The sequence below is a fragment of the Aquifex pyrophilus genome, from assembly GCF_054656935.1.
In genome coordinates this window covers 53,931-70,493 of the sequence record NZ_BAAHXJ010000005.1, presented here as the reverse complement: position 1 = coordinate 70,493, position 16,563 = coordinate 53,931, and the positions used below count along the sequence as shown (strand labels likewise).

The window sequence follows — 16,563 nt, the reverse complement described above, 5'->3', positions numbered from 1 at the left end:
TTATGTTTTTATAATTTTAAACCAAGCATGCTGAAAAAACTATTTTCCCTATTCAAGAAGGGAGAGGAAAAAGAAGAAAAAAGAGAGGAGATAAAAGAAGAGATTTTGGAAGAAGTAAAGGAAGAAGTTAAAGAGGAGAAAAAGGTAAGGGAGCTCACCCTTCAGGAGCTTGAGCTATTCAAAAGGGCAATGGGAATAACGCCCCACAACTACTGGCAGTGGGCAAGCAGGACGAGAAACTTCAAGCTTTTGACTGACGGAGAGTGGGTATGGGTAGAGGGATTTGAGGAGCATATAGGAAAACAGCTACCTCTCACTCAGGCAAAAGCCTGGAGCTGGGAGTTTATACACAAGCGTATCAAAGAGCTAAACTTATAATAAATGCCCGTTAACCTAAAAACACTCTTTAAGAAGAAGGAAAAGGGAGAGAAGATAACAATAGTATCCACTTATGACTACTGGAGTGCAAAACTCTGCGATGAGGTCGGGATTGATTGTATCCTCGTCGGCGATTCTCTGGGAACGGTAATAAAAGGGGAGAAGCATACCTTATCCGTAACCCTTGAAGAGGTTATTTACCACACGAAATGCGTTATGAGGGGAGTGAAAGAAGCCTTCGTTATAGCGGACATGCCTTTTATGAGTTATCAGGTTTCTTTGGAAAAAGCAGTTGAGAACTGCGGAAGAGTTATAAAGGAAACGGGAGCGAACGCGGTAAAGCTTGAGGGTGGGGAGGAGATAGCGGAAATCGTTTACCGGTTGAGGAGTATTGGCATTCCCGTTGTCGGACATATAGGATTTACTCCCCAGAGTATAAACGTATTCGGGAAACCCGCTGTGGTTGGGAAGAGGGCGGAAGAGGCGGAGAAACTAAGAAGGGATTTTAAGGCTCTTGAAGATGCGGGGGCCTTTATGATAGTTCTTGAGAGCGTTCCAACATCCCTTACAAAGGAGCTTTGGGAAAAGAGCAGGTCAATAGTTATAGGCATAGGGGCGGGAAAGTTTACGGACGGGCAGGTTCTCGTATTTCACGATATCGTGGGACTATTTGAGGATTTCAAACCAAAGTTCGTGAGAAGGTATCTTGAAGGTGCTAAACTCATTAAGGAAGCATTGAAAAACTTTAAACAAGACGTTCTGAGCGGAAAATTCCCCTCGGAAGAGGAGAGTTATGGATAGTGAAAAGGTGTACAGGTTCTTAACGCTCCTTTCAAGGGCGGGATTTATTAGAGAAAAGGATATAGAAAAGGTTTTAAAAAGTATCAAGGAAGATGAGGACCCCATTGAGGCACTCATAAGGCTTGGTATACTCACGGAGGAACAGATAACCTCCTTTTTCAAACAGCAGATGCCCACAAGAGTTGTGGAAAACATTGACGTTTCAAAGATACCCGCGGATGTTCTCAATCTAGTTCCCAGAAACGTAATAGAGAAGTATAAGGTAATACCCTTTAAAGTGGAGCGAGACAGACTTTACGTTTACACCTTTGACCCCTATAACCAGGATATGATAAACGAGCTCAGGTTCATAACGAAAATGCAGGTTGTTCCTTACTACGCTCCTCCTTCCGCCATAAATAAAGCCCTTGATGAGCTTTTTCCCAAGATTTCGGAAATACTTGAAGAGATACCTCCTACGGAGATAACCATAATAAACGAGGAGATTTCCCTTGAGGAAGCCCTCGCAAGTGCGGAAGCGGCACCCATAGTAAAGCTTACAAATCTTATCATTTACGAGGCCGTAAAAAGGGGAGCTTCGGACATACACATAGAGCCCCAGGAGAAGAAGGTTGTTGTCAGGTTCCGTATAGACGGGGTTCTAAGGATATTCAGGGAGTTTCCCTCAAGTATAAAGGATGGACTCGTTACGAGGATAAAGATAATGGCGAATATGGATATATCCGAGAAAAGGAAACCCCAGGACGGGAGAATAAGGGTAAACGTAAGCGGAAAGAAGATAGACCTTAGAGTTAATACCGTTCCAGTCGTATACGGCGAAAAGGTCGTTATGAGAATACAGGATGCGGAAAAGTATCTGAAGGTGAGGCTTGAGGACCTCGGATTCGAGCCAGATAACCTGGAAAAATACAGAAGGGCTATATGGAAGCCCTGGGGCATGATTCTCGTATCGGGACCAACGGGTTCGGGAAAAACGACAACTCTTTACGCCTCCATTATGGAAAGGAACAGGCCCGATGTGAACATAATGACCGTTGAGGACCCAGTTGAGGTTGCAATTCCCGGTGTGAATCAGGTTCAGGTAAACGAAAGGATTGGTCTCACCTTTGCCGAAGTTCTAAGGGCTTTCCTGAGGCAGGACCCCGACATCATACTCGTGGGAGAGATTAGGGACAAGGAAACCGCGGAGATAGCGGTGAGGGCCTCCCTCACGGGACACCTTGTTTTCTCAACGGTTCATGCAAACGACGCTCCCACAACCGTTACGAGGCTCGTTGATATGGGTATAGAGCCTTTTCTCGTTGGAAGCTCACTCATAATAGTCGTAGCCCAGAGGCTGATAAGGAAGCTGTGTCCTAAATGCAAGGAAAAGGCTGATATTCCGAAAGACGTTCTCCTGAGACTCGGAATAATAGAGGACCCTTCGGAGAACGTTGTTATATACAGGGCACACGAAGGGGGATGTGATTTTTGCAACTACACGGGATACAAGGGAAGAACAGCGGTTCACGAAGTTTTAGAGGTGGATGACGATATAAAAACCTTGATAGTAAGGGGTGCAAATCACGACGAGATTAGGAAAAAAGCTGTTGAAAGGGGAATGAGAACCCTTTACAAGGACGGACTCATGAAGGTAAAGAGGGGTATAACCTCAATAGAGGAGGTCAATAGAGTCCTAGCTGTTTAATAAATAGCTCAAAAACTTTAAGGAAGTCGTAAAGGTGGTTAACGATAACGAGCGTTATTACGGGAAGGGAGAGAAGGAGGACAATCAATCCCACCAATACCTGAAGGGGGAGGCCCACCATAAAGACGTTCATCTGGGGAATGAACCTGTTAACAACGGCGAGAATTAAGTTAAGAATAAGGGCGGAAAGGAGAACGGGAAGGGAGACCTTAACTCCCAGCTTAAAACTCTCGTAAAAGAACTCAAGGAAAACCTCGGGATTTAAGAAAAAAAGGTTAAAGCTCCCTATGGGAACCTTCTTGAAACTCTCCGAGAGAGCGAGCAAAACTATTTCAGCTCCTCCTACGGAGAGAAATAAAAGGATTCCGTAAAGGTAGAAGAAAGCCCCGAAAAGGCTCATGGGTGCCTGACCCGGTAGAAAGAGCTGGAGGAAACCGAGACCCGTATGTAGGGCTATTATCTCCCCCGCAATAGCAAGGGCTTCTATAAAGAACCTGAGGATTAAACCCGCGGTAAATCCGAAGAGAAACTCATTAAGGGCTTTAAGGATAAACTCCTCAAAGGTATTAACGCTCACGGTTTTTATGTCAAAAAAGGAAAGGGCTATGAAGGAAACCGCGAAGGAGAGGTATAACCTTACGTTCAGGGGAACGTAGTTTGAAGAGAAGAAGGGAAAAAGAGAGAAAAAGGATACAACCCTGAAGTAAGAGAGGAGAAGGGTAAGGAGAAACTCCTCACGAAGAAATTCCATTTAGAGCTTCCCTTAGGTTGTCACTCATCATAAAAACTCTCCCTTTAACTATTAATTCTAAATATTATGAAAAAGCGTATTATAAGCCCGACGGTGAAGAGAGATAAGGACAGGCTTCCTCCCGGCCAGAAGTGGATAAAAGCTCCGATAGTTTATGACATCGTTGACGAGATTCCCGACTGGGACATGGAAAAATACAGGTTCAAGGTGTGGGGAGAGGTTGAGAATCCCATAGAGCTCACCTACGAAGAGCTTTTAAAGCTTCCTTCCGCGGAAGTTGTTGCGGACTTTCACTGCGTTACCCGCTGGAGCGTTCCCGAAATCGTGTGGGAAGGGGTTCTTACCAAAGACCTCCTTGAGATAGTAAAGCCGAAGCCGACAGCTCAATACGTTCTCGTTCACTGTCTTGAGGGATACACGACGAACGTCCCCGTTGAATACCTTGAGAAGGAGGACAGCATACTCGCTTACAAGATGTTCGGAAAGCCCCTCCCAAAAAGACACGGATACCCCTTAAGGCTCGTAATACCCCAGCTTTACGCTTGGAAGAGTGCAAAATACGTATGGGGACTTGAGTTTCTTGACCACCTGGTTCCCGGATACTGGGAAGTGAGGGGATATCACCACATAGGAGACCCCTGGAAGGAAGAGAGGTTCTGGGGAGATTAAAATTAAAATTATGATTGTAGGAAGATTCCCCTCTTCAAGACCGAGAAGGCTCAGGAGGAACGAGAACATAAGGAGACTCGTAAGGGAAACGAAGCTCACCCTTGACGACCTTATATACCCCATATTCGTGAGGTTCGGGGAGAATATCGTTGAGGAAGTGCCCTCAATGCCCGGAGTTTACAGGTATTCCGTTGATAAGGTCGTTGATGCGGTGAAGGAGGTAAGGGACCTCGGTATTCCCGCGATTATCCTTTTCGGCATACCCGAGCACAAGGACGAGGTCGGTTCGGACACCTGGAGCGAGGAGGGAATAATCCAGAGAGCTTTAAGAAAGATAAAGAGGGAGGTTCCCGATATATACGTGATAACGGACGTTTGTTTCTGTGAGTACACGTCCCACGGGCACTGCGGTGTTCTCCACGAACAGGACGTTGATAACGACCTGACCCTTGAGAACTTAAAGAAACAGGTTGTCTCCCACGCGGAAAACGGGGCGGACATGGTAGCACCCTCGGGGATGATGGACGGGATGGTTAAAGCCATAAGGGAAGCCCTTGATGATGCGGGATTTAAGCACATACCCATAATGGCTTACTCCGCAAAGTTCGCTTCGGCCTTTTACGGACCCTTCAGGGAGGCTGCCCAGAGCGCTCCCGCCTTCGGGGACAGGAGAACCTACCAGATGGACCCCGCAAACTCAAGGGAAGCCCTAAAGGAGGTTTTCATGGACATTGAAGAGGGCGCGGACGTCGTTATGGTGAAGCCCGCACTCGCATACCTTGACGTTATATCAAAGGTGAAAGAGAATGTTCTCGTGCCCGTTTGTGCTTACAACGTTAGCGGGGAGTACTCGCTCATAAAGGCAGCGGGAAAGATGGGATGGATTGACGAGAAAAAGGTCATGTGGGAAACCCTCCTCTCCATAAAGAGGGCGGGGGCGGATATGATAATAACTTACTTCGCAAAAGATGTCGCACAGATGATAAACAGGGGAGAGGTATGATGAGACTTTACGGCATTCCTTCCGAAGACAGAGCGGAGGAGATAGCGAATAACATAAAGGAAGGGGAATGGATACTTGAGGACATGAAAGAGGGAAAAAAAGAGGTATTGAGTGCGGACGAAGCGAGGGAAAAATTCAAAGAGCTGATAAACCAGGTGAGGAAGTGGAAGTCCGAGATGAGCACCCTCACCCAGTACACCGTTTTTATATTCGTTGATGACTCCCAGAACCCGAAAGTCATAAAGGTTTACGATACCTCCTCCCTCGGTTGCGGGACAAACATCATTCCCGAGAGATGGAGGCTCTACAGGAAGGAGCTGGAGGGAGCCTTTAAATGATACTGAAGGTTATTCCCGTTGGTCCCATATCTGTAAACTGCTCAATAGTGGCGGACGAGGAAACGGGAGAGGCTATAATCGTTGACCCGGGAGCGGAGGCGGATAAAATTCTTGAAAACCTTGAAGGTTATAAAGTTGTCGGAATCGTTGCAACCCACGGGCATATAGACCACGTCGGTCAGGTGGGAAAGCTTAAGGAGATATTTGACGTTCCCTTTTACATGAATCCCCTTGACGAGTTTCTAACAAACGACGAGATATGGAGCGGTTTCGGTTCCTACATAGGCGCCGTTCCCTGTCCGAAGCCCGATATACCGATAGGTGAAGGAAGCGAGATAAAAGTGGGAAGACATACCTTTAAGGTTTTACACACCCCCGGGCACACGCCGGGACTCTGCTGTCTTTACAACGAAGAGGAAAGGGTTCTTATAGCGGGAGATCTCCTATTTAAGGGAAGTGTGGGAAGGTGGGACCTCCCCGGGGGAAACCTTGAAGCCCTTAAGAAATCCGTAAAGAGGGTTTTAACGGAGCTCCCGGAGGATACCATTGTGGTATGCGGACATTACGACGAGACGAAAATAGGATTTGAGAAGGCCTTTAATCCCTTTGCGGGGGAGCTTCTCGTTGAGTGAAATCGTCGTAAAGCTTGAGAACGTTTACAAGGAAATTGGGGGAAGAATTATTTTGAACAATATAAGCTTTGAGGTGAAGAAGGGGGAGATATTCTCAATAATAGGGGGGAGCGGAAGCGGTAAAACTTCCATAACGAAGCTCATAGTTGGTCTCTGGAAGCCTACAAAAGGAAGAGTTCTCGTTTTTGGGAAAGACGTTGCGAGGCTAAACAAGTTTGAGCTGAACGAGGTTAGAAGAAAGATAGGATACGTTTTCCAGGAGGGGGCACTCTTTGACAGCTACAAGGTGTGGGAAAACGTCGTCTTTTACTACCTTGAGAAGGAAAGCAGACCGGAAAAGGAGCTAAGGGAGCTTGCCCTTGAGAAGTTAAAGATGGTTAACCTGAAGGAAGAGGTCCTTGACCTTTATCCCTCTGACCTCTCGGGTGGAATGAGAAAGAGAGTCGCTATAGCAAGGGCTCTCGCAACGAACCCCGAACTCGTTATTTACGACGAGCCGACCTCGGGGCTTGACCCCATAACGAGCAGGAGGATAGACGAACTCGTCGTAGAGCTTAGGGATAAAACGGGAAGCACAGCCCTGATAGTTACCCACGATATGATATCCGCCTTCACAATATCGGACAGGGTTCTCGTAATAAAGGAAGGAAATATAATAGCGATAGGAAGACCCTTTGAGGTTATGGAATATCCCGACCCCTACATTCAGTCCTTTGTGGGGGATATCAAGTCTTGCCTCAAGGCCCTTCACGTCTAAAATAAAGCTTTATGCTGAAAAACCCCCTTTTTATCCACGGCTGGGGATTTTCCTCAAAGGTTTTCAGGAACTTCAGAGGAATAAAGTACGACCTTCCCGCACACGGAAGTAATAGAAAGCCCTACAGGGGGTTCGGAGAGATACTGAAGGAGCTTGCCTCATTGACCTGGAAGGGACACGACGTTATAGGCTGGTCCCTCGGGGGAAGCGTAGCCCTTCTCTTTGCATATTTCTATCCACATAAGGTAAACAGATTAATCCTGATAGGAACAACTCCTTTCTTCGGCGGAGCCTGGGAGGAGAAGAACATAAGGGCTATGAAGGTGAATATAAGGAGAAAGGGCATCTCCTTTTTCAGGAAATTGGCATACGGAGAGTTTGAGGACTTCTTTGATTACGATGAAGGATTTAAGCTACTTGAGGACTACGTTAATTTAAATCTCTATCCCATTCTCCGCTTTATAGATAAAGAGGTTTTCATAATTCAGGGAACGGAGGACAAGATAGTTCCTCCCTCGGAAGCCTACAGGCTTTATAAATCCCTCAAGAATGCTAAATTAATCTTTTTTAAAGGAGGTCACTTTCCTGTCGGAAATGAGGCAGATATTGAGCTCTCGCTTCTCAAGGGCGGCAAGCACATACGAGGAGTGGGCGGTCCCCCAAAGGGAGACAGCAAAAAAACTCGTTGAGTTTATAAAACCGAGGGGTTTAATCCTTGACCTCGGCTGCGGAACGGGCTTTGTATCGGAGCACATAAAGGGCACAACCGTAGGGCTTGATATATCGGAAGAAATGGTAAGGGTGTATGTAGAGAAGTTCGGGAAAGGTATTCTCGGGGATGCGGAAAACCTGCCCTTCAAGGACAAGAGCTTTGACTATGTCCTAAGCAATTTCGCCCTTCACTGGACCGACTGGAGAAGGAGCATAAAGGAGGCCCTGAGGGTAGCAAGGAAAGGGGTCGGCGTATCCATTCCCGTTGAGGGTAGCGTGAGCTTTTCGGAGTTTCCCTTTCCGCGAGAGGAAGAAATACTTAAGCTCTTCAATCCCACCGATTACCTTATACTTGAGGTGGATATACCTTTCACCGGTTTTGAGCTCGTTAAGTTCTTCCACTTCACGGGAACGAGCCTTTATAAGGGGAAGAGCAAGGTAAAAACTAAAAGGGAGCTTGAAAGACTTGCAAAGCACTCCGGTAGGGAGAAGTTCAGGGTTTTACTCCTGAAGCTTTTAAAATGAACTTAAATGCTGAAGTTCTTTGAAGAAGTCGGAAAGGCTACACTTCTCACTTTTTGGTCCATTATCTTTCTCTTTAAGGAACCGCCAAAGCTTAAGCACTTCATACAACAACTTACCTATGTTGCCGCTGAAACCACGCCCGTTGTCGTTATAACGTCCCTCTTTAGCGGTGGTGTTATAGCGCTCCAGACCTACTCAACCTTTCACAAGTTTAACGCGGAATACCTCATAGGTGCGGTGGTTGCCCTCTCAATGGGAAGGGAGCTTGCCCCCGTTCTCACTTCCTTGATGGTTGTTGCCAGGGTCGGTTCCGCGATGACCGCAAGTATAGGGACGATGAGGATAACCCAGCAGATAGACGCCCTTGAGGTTATGGCTATAAATCCTGTAAGCTTCCTCGTAACACCCCGTATATTCGCGACAACGCTCGGCGTTCCCATGCTCACCGTCTTATCGGACATTGCGGGCATATTCGGGGGGTGGTTTGTGGCGACGAAGCTTTTCGGCGTGAACGAATACCTTTACTGGAGAAAGATGGTGGACTTAACGGAGTTTCATGACATAATGGGAGGCATATACAAGGCGGTATTCTTCGGCTTCATAATAGGAGCGGTGAGCTGTTATTACGGCTTTTACACAACAGGAGGAACAAAAGGAGTAGGAAGGGCAACGACAAATTCGGTTGTCACGTCCTCAATGCTCGTTCTTATTTCCGACTACTTCCTGACCGCTTTAATCTTTTAAAGCTAATTCCCTGGTTCCTACCTCAACTATCTTCTCAACGAGCTTCTCTATTCCCCACCTATTTTGAGCGGATATGATTACCGCATCTCCCTCAACGAATGCTGTGTGAGGAAGGTGGTTCATCTCCTCCTCCGTCTCAACTATGCGGTCCGCCTTGTTAAGGACGTATATAACGGGCTTCTCTTCAGCGTTTAACTCCTTCAAAACCTCGTTTACGGTGTTTATGTAATCGAGCCAGCCGTCATCTGACACATCAACAACGTGGAGTATAATATCCGCCTCCTGAACCTCTTCAAGGGTAGCCTTAAAGCTCTCTATGAGTTCGGGGGGAAGCTTCCTTATAAAACCAACCGTATCGGTAAAGAGTATCTTAAGGTCCGGCATAACCTTTCTTGCGGAGGTCTTAGTGTCAAGGGTGGCAAAGAGCATGTCCGCAACTGTTGTTCCCTTCTTCGTGAGTGCGTTCATTAAGGTTGATTTTCCCGCATTCGTGTATCCCACTATGGCTACTCTGAGTATTCTCTCTCCCTTTTCTCCCCTCTCCCTTCTCTTCCTCTGCTCCCTTCTTCTTCTCTTTATTTCCTCAAGCTCCTGCTTTATCTTATGGATCCTCTTCTTTATGAGCCTCTTCCTTATCTCCGTTTCCTGCTCACCGGGTCCCCTCGTTCCGACTCCACCTCCGAGCCTTGAGAGTGCCTTACCCTTTCCGTGGAGTCTCGGAAGCTCGTGCATGAGTTTGGCAAGCTCTACCTGAAGTTTCGCCTCTTTCGTCTTTGCCCTTCTTGAGAATATCTCAAGAACGAGGTCTGTTCTGTCAAGAACCCTGACGCCTATGAGGTTCTCAAGGTTTGAAACCTGAGCAGGAGTGAGAAAGTCGTCAAAAACGACGGTGTCCGCCTTCGTTCCCCTTACTATCTCCTTTATCTCCTTCGCCTTTCCCGCACCGACGTAATACCTCTGGTCGGGATAATCCCTCTTCTGGAGGAGGTATCCGAGACTCTTTCCACCTACCGCTTCAACGAGACCTTTTAGTTCCCTGATAGACTCCCTTGAAAACTCCTTTGATAAATCCTTTCCCCAGACGCCTACTAAGACAGCCCTCATTCAAAGAATTAATTTAAGAAGGAGTTAAGAACCTTCAACTATCGTGCTTATAGCGTGCTTATATATGAGGTAGGGGTGCCCTTCAACCTCAAGAAGAATCGTATATCTATCGTGGTTCAAAACCTTTCCGACTATCCTGTTTCCCCTCGTCAGGAAAACTGTTATAGTGCTTCCCTTTTCCTTGAACCTATTCAGCATCTCGTCCTGTATGTTAGTTTCCCTTTCTTCCATCGGAAACATCTCAAACCTCCGTTTTTTAAGATTATACTGATTTTAGATGAAGTTCAAGGTGTTATTTTTCCTTCTCATTCCCCTCCTCCTTTACGGAAAGACATACCTCATTAAGAGCGAAACACCTCCTTCCGGATTTATAAAGAGGATTTCTGAAAACGTTTATCTCGTCGGGGAGAACCTTATCGTTCAGAGCATCAACGCTATCGTGGAAGAGAATTATAAACTCAGGAAGCTCGCAATCCCCAACGACCCCTGTATAAACCTCAGGTGGGACCTCACCGCGGTGGAAGCCTATGCCGCATGGGACTACACAACGGGAAGCGAGGAAATTTACATATTCCTGCCCGATACGGGGGTTGATTACAACAACCCGGACCTCAGGGGAAACCTCTGGAGAAATCCCGACGAGGTCTGTTACGATGGTCTTGACAACGATAACAACGGATACGTTGATGATTGCTACGGTGTTAACGTTCTCTGCTATCCCAGAGGTGTTTACGAGCCGAACGCAAAGGGGTGCAACGCTCCCGACGCACTTGACAACGACGGACACGGAACCCACATAGCTGGGATAATAGGAGCTGTAGGGAACAACGGCCTACTCGTTCCGGGAATTAACTGGAGGATTAAGATAATCCCCTGTAAGTTTCTTGACGCCTCGGGTTTCGGGGATATAGCGGGAGAGTTATCCTGCTTTGAGTACTTAAAGAAACTCATAAGGGATAAAAACATTAAGGTGGTTGCGGTAAACGCGAGCTACGGAAATTATTATCCCGAATCTCAAATACAGAAGGAGGAGATAAGATACCTGGGAAGCCTCGGAATATTCTACGTAACCGCTTCAGGAAACAACGGAGAGAATAACGACCTTTTCAGCTTTTATCCGTGCAATTACGAGCTTGACAACGTCCTGTGCGTAGGCTCCTTTTCAAGGGACCTGAAGCGTTCCCACTTCTCAAACTACGGATGGAAAAACGTTGATATGCTCGCCCCAGGAGAGGAGATATTTAGCCTTAAACTAAACGGGGGAGGAACTTGTGAAAGCGGACTTATAGGCTATTCGGGAACATCAATGGCCGCCCCATTCGTGACGGGAGGGGTTGCACTTCTCAAAGCCTTGGGCTTTCAAAATGTAAAGGAGAGGATTCTCTTTTCCGGGGATAACTCAGCGGAGCTTGACGGAGAAGTTAATACCTGCAACAGGCTAAACCTCAGGAAAGCCATTAAAGGGGATACAGAGCCCAAGATATGCCTTTCGGCAAAGACTTTGGAGTTCGGGACACTTAATGTGGGAGATAGCTCAAAAAGGAGTTTCAGAGTTAAGAATTCGGGGCTCGTTTCCCTTCGAGTGAGCGGTATAACACTTTCGGGAAGGGATTTTTACCTTTCGCGTGATGGGTGTTCGGGAAGGGAGCTGAGGAGCGGTGAGGAGTGTATAGTTGAAATCGGATTTTCTCCTTTGTCGGGAGGACAAAAGAGAGGTGAGCTTAAGGTTCTATACGAGGGGAAGGAGAGAATTTTGAGTCTTTACGGAGAGGGTATTTCCTCGGGAAGCGGAAACTCAGGAGGCGGAGGAGGTTGTAATACAAACAGTTATACCCTCTGGTTAATTCCTCTCGCATTAATACTGAGAAAACTCATTGAAAGTGTGTAAATCTTCACTTACATTAATCTTATGTTGATAAAGCCAGGGGATATACAGAAGGTGGGAAACTTACTTATGGATGCGGTTCACGAAGAGGAGATAAGGGTTCTGAACGAGCTTTACGAGGCCCTAACAAAGGGAGACATTGAGGCTTCAGATAGGCTCATGGATGAGCTTCTCGTTGACCTTGAGGACCACTTCACAACGGAAGAGGAGCTTATGAGGGAGTTTGAGTTCTTCGCCTACCCCATGCACAAAGCTGAACACGACCAGATGAGACAGAGGTTTAAGGAGGTTTACGATAAATGGAAGAAAGAGAAAAATCCTGAAAGTGTCATAAGGTTTCTAAAGGAGGAAATGGTTCCCTGGCTGAGAAGTCACGTTGCAAGGTGGGACTCAACGACCGCGGCACAGCTCGGGGACTAAAATAAATTTCTATGGACTTCCTTGAGGTGTTAAAGGCCTTATTCTGGCTTATACTCTCGGAGATTACCGCATTTTTTATAGCCATAATCGTAGGTTTTCCCTTGCTTGTCGTAATAATCCTTATATCCAACTGGATTTATAAGAAGTTCGCTAAACGCTTTGAGGAGGAGATTAAGAAGAGGTATCAGGACAACATCAAGCAGGAGTAAGGGCTTTCTCTTTTAAGAACTTCTCCGCCTTCTTCAGGTTCTTCGGATGTCCGAAGAGAATGAGCGTGTCTCCGGGCTCTATTACCGTATCTCCCGATATCGTTACGTTCAGCCTTCCGTCAGGCTTTCTTATGGCTATTACCGTGACGCTGAGGGTTCTCCTCAGGTCAATATCTTTTAGCTTCTTCCCGACGAGGGGAGAGTCTTCGGGAATGGGAACCTCGCTTATGTCTATTTCCGCCTCCTCTCCGAAGGCTATCCTATCAAAGAGGTCCGATATGTAAGCGGAGCTCGTGTGGAATATGTATGCTGCGAGCCTTGTAGCGAGAAGCCTGTGGGGGACTATCGCCTTGTTCGTTCCGAGCTCCTCAAGTTTCTGGGCTGTTTCGGGCGTTGAGGCAAAGGAGAATATAAAGAAGTCGTCTTTATCGGGTCTCATGAGCCTTGCGGTAACTATTACCGCTATATTCCTTGCATCGTCTCCGAGGTTAACAACCATACCCCTTGCTCTATGTATTCCCGCAGCGTCAAGAACAACCCTCTTGTAGGGCTCCTCAATTATGTAAAACTTTATACCCGCTTCCTTTATCTGCCTTTCTACCTCCCTCCTGCTGTCTATAACGACGAAGGGAATTTTCCTCTTCCTGAGGAGGGAAGTTAACTCTATTGTGGTTCTGTTAAAGCCCGCTATTATGTAGTGTCCCTTTAACTTCTCTATATCCTTCAGCATCTTCCAGGCTCTTAAGGCACCTATAAAGTCCTCTTCAAAGAATATTCTAACGAGAATTGTTACCGAAGTTGTGAATACACCGATTCCCCCGAGGGCCAAAAAGGTTGTAAATATTCTACCGATAAGCGTATCGCTTCCCCTAACAACTTCCCCGTATCCTATCGTCCCGACGGTTATTATAGTCATGTAGAGGGAGTTAATGAAATCCCCGTCCGAGAGAATCATATAACCGAAGGTTCCCACGGTTATAACCGTGTGGAGCATAAGAAGGGGGAGTCGGAAGAGGGAGAGAATCTGAAAGAGCCTCTCCTCGTACAGGTCTATTAACCTCTTTTCTCTTTTCCTCTTCTTTAGTTTCTTAACCTTCACCCGTCTTCACACCGATAGCCGAAAGTGCCTCCGCACAACGCCTGCAAACATCGCCAACGAACTCGTTTTGGGGGTAGTATATCCAGCATCTTGGACACTTCTCTCCTTCAGCTCTCGAAACTCCGACGACAACGGGGAGCTCTTCTCCCTTCTCCACGACCTCTCCCCCCTCACCCAGCTCAAACTGGCTCACCGTGAGGAAGAAGTTCATGTAATCCATATACCTCTCAACGACCTTCTTTACTTCCCCTTCCGCCTTCAGGTAAACCTTAGCCTCGTAGGGGTGCCTTATGAGACCCTTTTCCTTTCTCGCTATCTCTATAACCCTCAGGACCTCGTCCCTCACCTTCATGAGAAGCTCGTAATCCTTTAAAACCTCCTCGTCTATTAGTTTTTTATCGGGCTTCGGCATCTCGTATAGGAATACGCTCTCGGGAAGGGAGGGGTTTATCTTCCTAACGTATTCCCATATCTCCTCCGCGGTAAAGCTGAGGTAGGGTGCAGTTGCGGTCGTCAAGGAAATAAGAAGATGCCATAAAGCTGTCTGGGCAGAACGTCTTTCTTTTGAGCTCGGAGCGTAAACGTAAAGTCTGTCCTTCAGGACATCAAGGTAAACCGCGGAAAGGTCAACGATTATGAAGTTCTTTATCGTGTTGTGAACCCTGTAAAAGAGGTAGTTCTCGTAGTTTTCGTGAACCTTCTCAAGGATTTTCTGGAGTTTTGAAACTATCCATCTGTCAAAGTGATGAATTTCCTCAAACTTCAGGGCATCCTTTTCGGGGTTAAAGTCGTAAAGATTTCCGAGTATGAACCTGAGGGTGTTTCTTATCTTCCTGTAGTCTTCAGCTATCTTCTTGAGTAGGTTTTTCCCGAGTTTTACGTCCTCGGTGTAGTCCTCGCTAACGACCCATAGCCTGAGGATATCCGCACCGAACTCCTTTATTACATCCTGTGGAGAGATTACGTTTCCGAGGGATTTCGACATCTTCCTTCCCTGTTCGTCAACGATAAAGCCGTGAGTGAGAACGGACCTGTATGGAGCTTCCCCGTATGAGCCTACCGACTCAAGGAGCGAGGCCTGGAACCACCCCCTGTGCTGGTCCGAACCCTCAAGGTAGAGGTCCGCCTTTTCAAAGCCGAGGGGTCTTATAACCGAAGCGTGGGAACATCCAGAGTCAAACCATACATCAAGGATATCCTCCTCCTTCCTGAAGGAAGTTCCTCCGCACTTTGGGCATTTATAACCTTCGGGGAGTATCTCCTCGGGTGATTTCTCAAACCAGACGTCAGTTCCGCCGGGGTGCTTCTCAACGAGGCTCGCAATCCTCTCAAAAACCTCCTTATCCTTTATAACCTCACCGCAGTTCTCGCAGTAAAAGACCGTTATGGGAACGCCCCAGAACCTCTGCCTTGATATGCACCAGTCTGGCCTGTTTTCAACCATGCTCTTTATCCTGTTCTTCCCGTATTCGGGTATCCACTTCACTTTTTCTATCTCCTCAAGGGCTTTCTCCCTCAGGGTCTTCCCCTCATACTCTATGTCCATACCTATGAACCACTGGGGTGTTGCCCTGAATATTACGGGATTCTTACACCTCCAGCAGTGGGGGTAAGAGTGTCTTATTCTCGCCTCGTGAACGAGATAGCCCTTCTCCTTTAGGAGGGCTATGATGAGTTTATTGGCGTCAAACACCCTAACACCCCTTATAAACTCGGGTGCGGGCTCCACAAACCTTCCCGAGTCGTCAAGGGGAGCGTAGGGCTCAAGGTTGTATCTCTTTCCTACCGTGTAGTCCTCCTGACCGTGTCCGGGTGCCATGTGAACGAGACCCGTTCCCGTATCAAGGCTCACAAACTCGGAGGGGTAAATCCTCCACATATTTTTTAGGGTTTCCTCGGAGAGGTATCCCTTCAGTTCGTCCCTATCAACGAAGGGGTGCTCATACTCAAGTCCAACGAGATCTCTTCCCTTTACGTCTTTCAGAACTCTTGTGTAGGTTTTTCCTATATTTTTAAAGAAGTTCTCAAGGAGCTCCTTTGCAACTATCCAGACCTCTCCCTCAACCTCAACGAGGGAGTAATCGGCATCCTCCTTTACCATAATGCCGAGGTTTGCGGGAAGTGTCCAGGGGGTTGTGGTCCATATAACCGCATATGCCTTCTTTCCTTCTATCTCCTTTTTGAGGGGAAACTTCACGTATATGGAGGGGTCCTCCTTTTCGTAATACTCAACCTCCGCCTCCGCTTCCGCGGTTTTGTCGTATATACACCAGTAAACGGGCTTCTTGCTTCTGTATGCGAGTCCCTTCTCAAAGAACTTGCCGAGCTCCCTTATCTCGGTTGCCTCATACTCGGGGCTCATCGTGAGGTAAGGATTTTCCCAGTCCCCCAGAACGCCGAGCCTTATGAACTCTTCCTTTTGTATGTTCACATACCTGTTTGCGTATTCCCTGCAGAGCTTTCTGAACTCAGTCTTGGGTAGGCTTTCCTTCCTTATCTTTTTCTTTGAGAGTTCCTTCTCAACCGCTCTTTCTATGGGAAGACCGTGGCAGTCCCATCCGGGTATGTAGTTTATGTTCTTTCCGATAAGGAGGTTGTATTTATTAATAACGTCCTTGAGAATCTTGTTCAAGGCGTGTCCCACGTGTATGTGTCCGTTCGCGTAAGGGGGTCCGTCGTGGAGAACGAAAACCTCCCTTCCCTTCCTTTCTTCTATTATCTTCTTGTAAAGTCCTTTCCATCTTTCAAGGATTTGGGGTTCCCTCTGGGGGAGGTTCGCCTTCATGGGGAATTCGGTTCTCGGGAGGTTAAGGGTTTCCTTGTAGTCAAGCTTCTTCTCTGTCATATGAA

Annotated in this window: 19 protein-coding genes; 14 read left to right on the top strand and 5 right to left on the bottom strand. The window is 47.1% G+C overall.

Going from position 1 to position 16,563, the window contains the following annotated elements:
- Positions 1-27 precede the first annotated feature (27 nt).
- From ACYQZ0_RS03965 to ACYQZ0_RS03955, 3 genes are read left to right on the top strand one after another with little or no spacing between them, the layout of a single operon-like run.
- On the top strand, positions 28-378 hold the full coding sequence (locus ACYQZ0_RS03965) for a hypothetical protein (RefSeq protein WP_459775304.1): 351 nt from the start codon (positions 28-30) through the stop codon (positions 376-378).
- A gap of 3 nt (positions 379-381) precedes the next feature.
- Positions 382-1,179, top strand: coding sequence for a 3-methyl-2-oxobutanoate hydroxymethyltransferase (gene panB / locus ACYQZ0_RS03960; RefSeq protein WP_459775303.1), 798 nt, complete (start codon positions 382-384; stop codon positions 1,177-1,179).
- Positions 1,172-2,866, top strand: a complete 1,695-nt coding sequence (locus tag ACYQZ0_RS03955; RefSeq protein ID WP_459775302.1) for a GspE/PulE family protein — start codon at positions 1,172-1,174, stop codon at positions 2,864-2,866. Before panB ends, ACYQZ0_RS03955 begins: the two co-directional genes overlap by 8 nt.
- Here the strand turns inward: ACYQZ0_RS03955 and fliR are convergent.
- Positions 2,844-3,617 (bottom strand): flagellar biosynthetic protein FliR, encoded by a 774-nt coding sequence (fliR, locus tag ACYQZ0_RS03950; protein ID WP_459775301.1) that lies wholly within the window; start codon positions 3,615-3,617, stop codon positions 2,844-2,846. The genes ACYQZ0_RS03955 and fliR overlap by 23 nt on opposite strands.
- A 66-nt stretch (positions 3,618-3,683) precedes the next feature.
- Between fliR and ACYQZ0_RS03945 the strand changes: the two genes are divergently transcribed.
- Genes ACYQZ0_RS03945 through ACYQZ0_RS03910 form a run of 8 tightly spaced genes read left to right on the top strand, consistent with a single transcriptional unit; the run spans position 3,684 to position 8,996 of the window.
- Positions 3,684-4,286, top strand: coding sequence for a sulfite oxidase-like oxidoreductase (locus tag ACYQZ0_RS03945; RefSeq protein ID WP_459775300.1), 603 nt, complete (start codon positions 3,684-3,686; stop codon positions 4,284-4,286).
- Positions 4,287-4,296: 10 nt separating this feature from the next.
- On the top strand, positions 4,297-5,289 hold the full coding sequence (hemB, locus tag ACYQZ0_RS03940) for a porphobilinogen synthase (RefSeq protein ID WP_459775299.1): 993 nt from the start codon (positions 4,297-4,299) through the stop codon (positions 5,287-5,289).
- Positions 5,286-5,627 carry a hypothetical protein gene (locus tag ACYQZ0_RS03935; RefSeq protein ID WP_459775298.1) on the top strand — a complete coding sequence of 114 codons (342 nt, stop codon included), beginning with the start codon at positions 5,286-5,288 and terminating at the stop codon, positions 5,625-5,627. Before hemB ends, ACYQZ0_RS03935 begins: the two co-directional genes overlap by 4 nt.
- Entirely contained in the window at positions 5,624-6,259 is a 636-nt protein-coding gene (locus ACYQZ0_RS03930; RefSeq protein ID WP_459775297.1) for an MBL fold metallo-hydrolase, read from the top strand. The genes ACYQZ0_RS03935 and ACYQZ0_RS03930 overlap by 4 nt, the downstream gene beginning before the upstream one ends.
- A complete protein-coding gene (locus tag ACYQZ0_RS03925; protein ID WP_459775296.1) occupies positions 6,252-7,016 on the top strand; it encodes an ABC transporter ATP-binding protein in 765 nt (254 codons plus the stop codon). Before ACYQZ0_RS03930 ends, ACYQZ0_RS03925 begins: the two co-directional genes overlap by 8 nt.
- 11 nt (positions 7,017-7,027) lie before the next feature.
- The gene (locus ACYQZ0_RS03920) at positions 7,028-7,705 is read left to right on the top strand and encodes an alpha/beta fold hydrolase (RefSeq protein WP_459775295.1); all 678 of its coding nucleotides are present in this window, start codon (positions 7,028-7,030) and stop codon (positions 7,703-7,705) included.
- Positions 7,623-8,252 carry a class I SAM-dependent methyltransferase gene (locus ACYQZ0_RS03915; protein WP_459775294.1) on the top strand — a complete coding sequence of 210 codons (630 nt, stop codon included), beginning with the start codon at positions 7,623-7,625 and terminating at the stop codon, positions 8,250-8,252. The genes ACYQZ0_RS03920 and ACYQZ0_RS03915 overlap by 83 nt, the downstream gene beginning before the upstream one ends.
- 6 nt (positions 8,253-8,258) lie before the next feature.
- On the top strand, positions 8,259-8,996 hold the full coding sequence (locus tag ACYQZ0_RS03910) for an ABC transporter permease (RefSeq protein ID WP_459775293.1): 738 nt from the start codon (positions 8,259-8,261) through the stop codon (positions 8,994-8,996).
- Here the strand turns inward: ACYQZ0_RS03910 and hflX are convergent.
- A complete protein-coding gene (gene hflX / locus ACYQZ0_RS03905) occupies positions 8,985-10,100 on the bottom strand; it encodes a GTPase HflX (protein ID WP_459775292.1) in 1,116 nt (371 codons plus the stop codon). The genes ACYQZ0_RS03910 and hflX overlap by 12 nt on opposite strands.
- A gap of 24 nt (positions 10,101-10,124) precedes the next feature.
- A complete protein-coding gene (gene hfq / locus ACYQZ0_RS03900) occupies positions 10,125-10,340 on the bottom strand; it encodes an RNA chaperone Hfq (RefSeq protein WP_459775291.1) in 216 nt (71 codons plus the stop codon).
- Positions 10,341-10,377: 37 nt separating this feature from the next.
- On the opposite strand from hfq, the gene ACYQZ0_RS03895 reads away from it, so the two are divergent.
- The 3 genes from ACYQZ0_RS03895 to ACYQZ0_RS03885 are packed head-to-tail and all read left to right on the top strand — an operon-like array spanning position 10,378 to position 12,614.
- Positions 10,378-11,988: a S8 family serine peptidase gene (locus tag ACYQZ0_RS03895; protein WP_459775290.1), complete on the top strand. Its 1,611-nt coding sequence runs from the start codon at positions 10,378-10,380 to the stop codon at positions 11,986-11,988.
- Between the two features lie 21 nt (positions 11,989-12,009).
- Entirely contained in the window at positions 12,010-12,405 is a 396-nt protein-coding gene (locus ACYQZ0_RS03890) for a bacteriohemerythrin (RefSeq protein ID WP_459775289.1), read from the top strand.
- 11 nt (positions 12,406-12,416) lie between these two features.
- A complete protein-coding gene (locus tag ACYQZ0_RS03885) occupies positions 12,417-12,614 on the top strand; it encodes a hypothetical protein (protein ID WP_459775288.1) in 198 nt (65 codons plus the stop codon).
- Here ACYQZ0_RS03885 and ACYQZ0_RS03880 read toward each other — a convergent pair.
- Positions 12,601-13,713, bottom strand: a complete 1,113-nt coding sequence (locus tag ACYQZ0_RS03880) for a potassium channel family protein (protein ID WP_459775287.1) — start codon at positions 13,711-13,713, stop codon at positions 12,601-12,603. The genes ACYQZ0_RS03885 and ACYQZ0_RS03880 overlap by 14 nt on opposite strands.
- Positions 13,703-16,558, bottom strand: coding sequence for an isoleucine--tRNA ligase (gene ileS, locus ACYQZ0_RS03875; RefSeq protein ID WP_459775286.1), 2,856 nt, complete (start codon positions 16,556-16,558; stop codon positions 13,703-13,705). The genes ACYQZ0_RS03880 and ileS overlap by 11 nt, the downstream gene beginning before the upstream one ends.
- Positions 16,559-16,563: the final 5 nt, after the last annotated feature.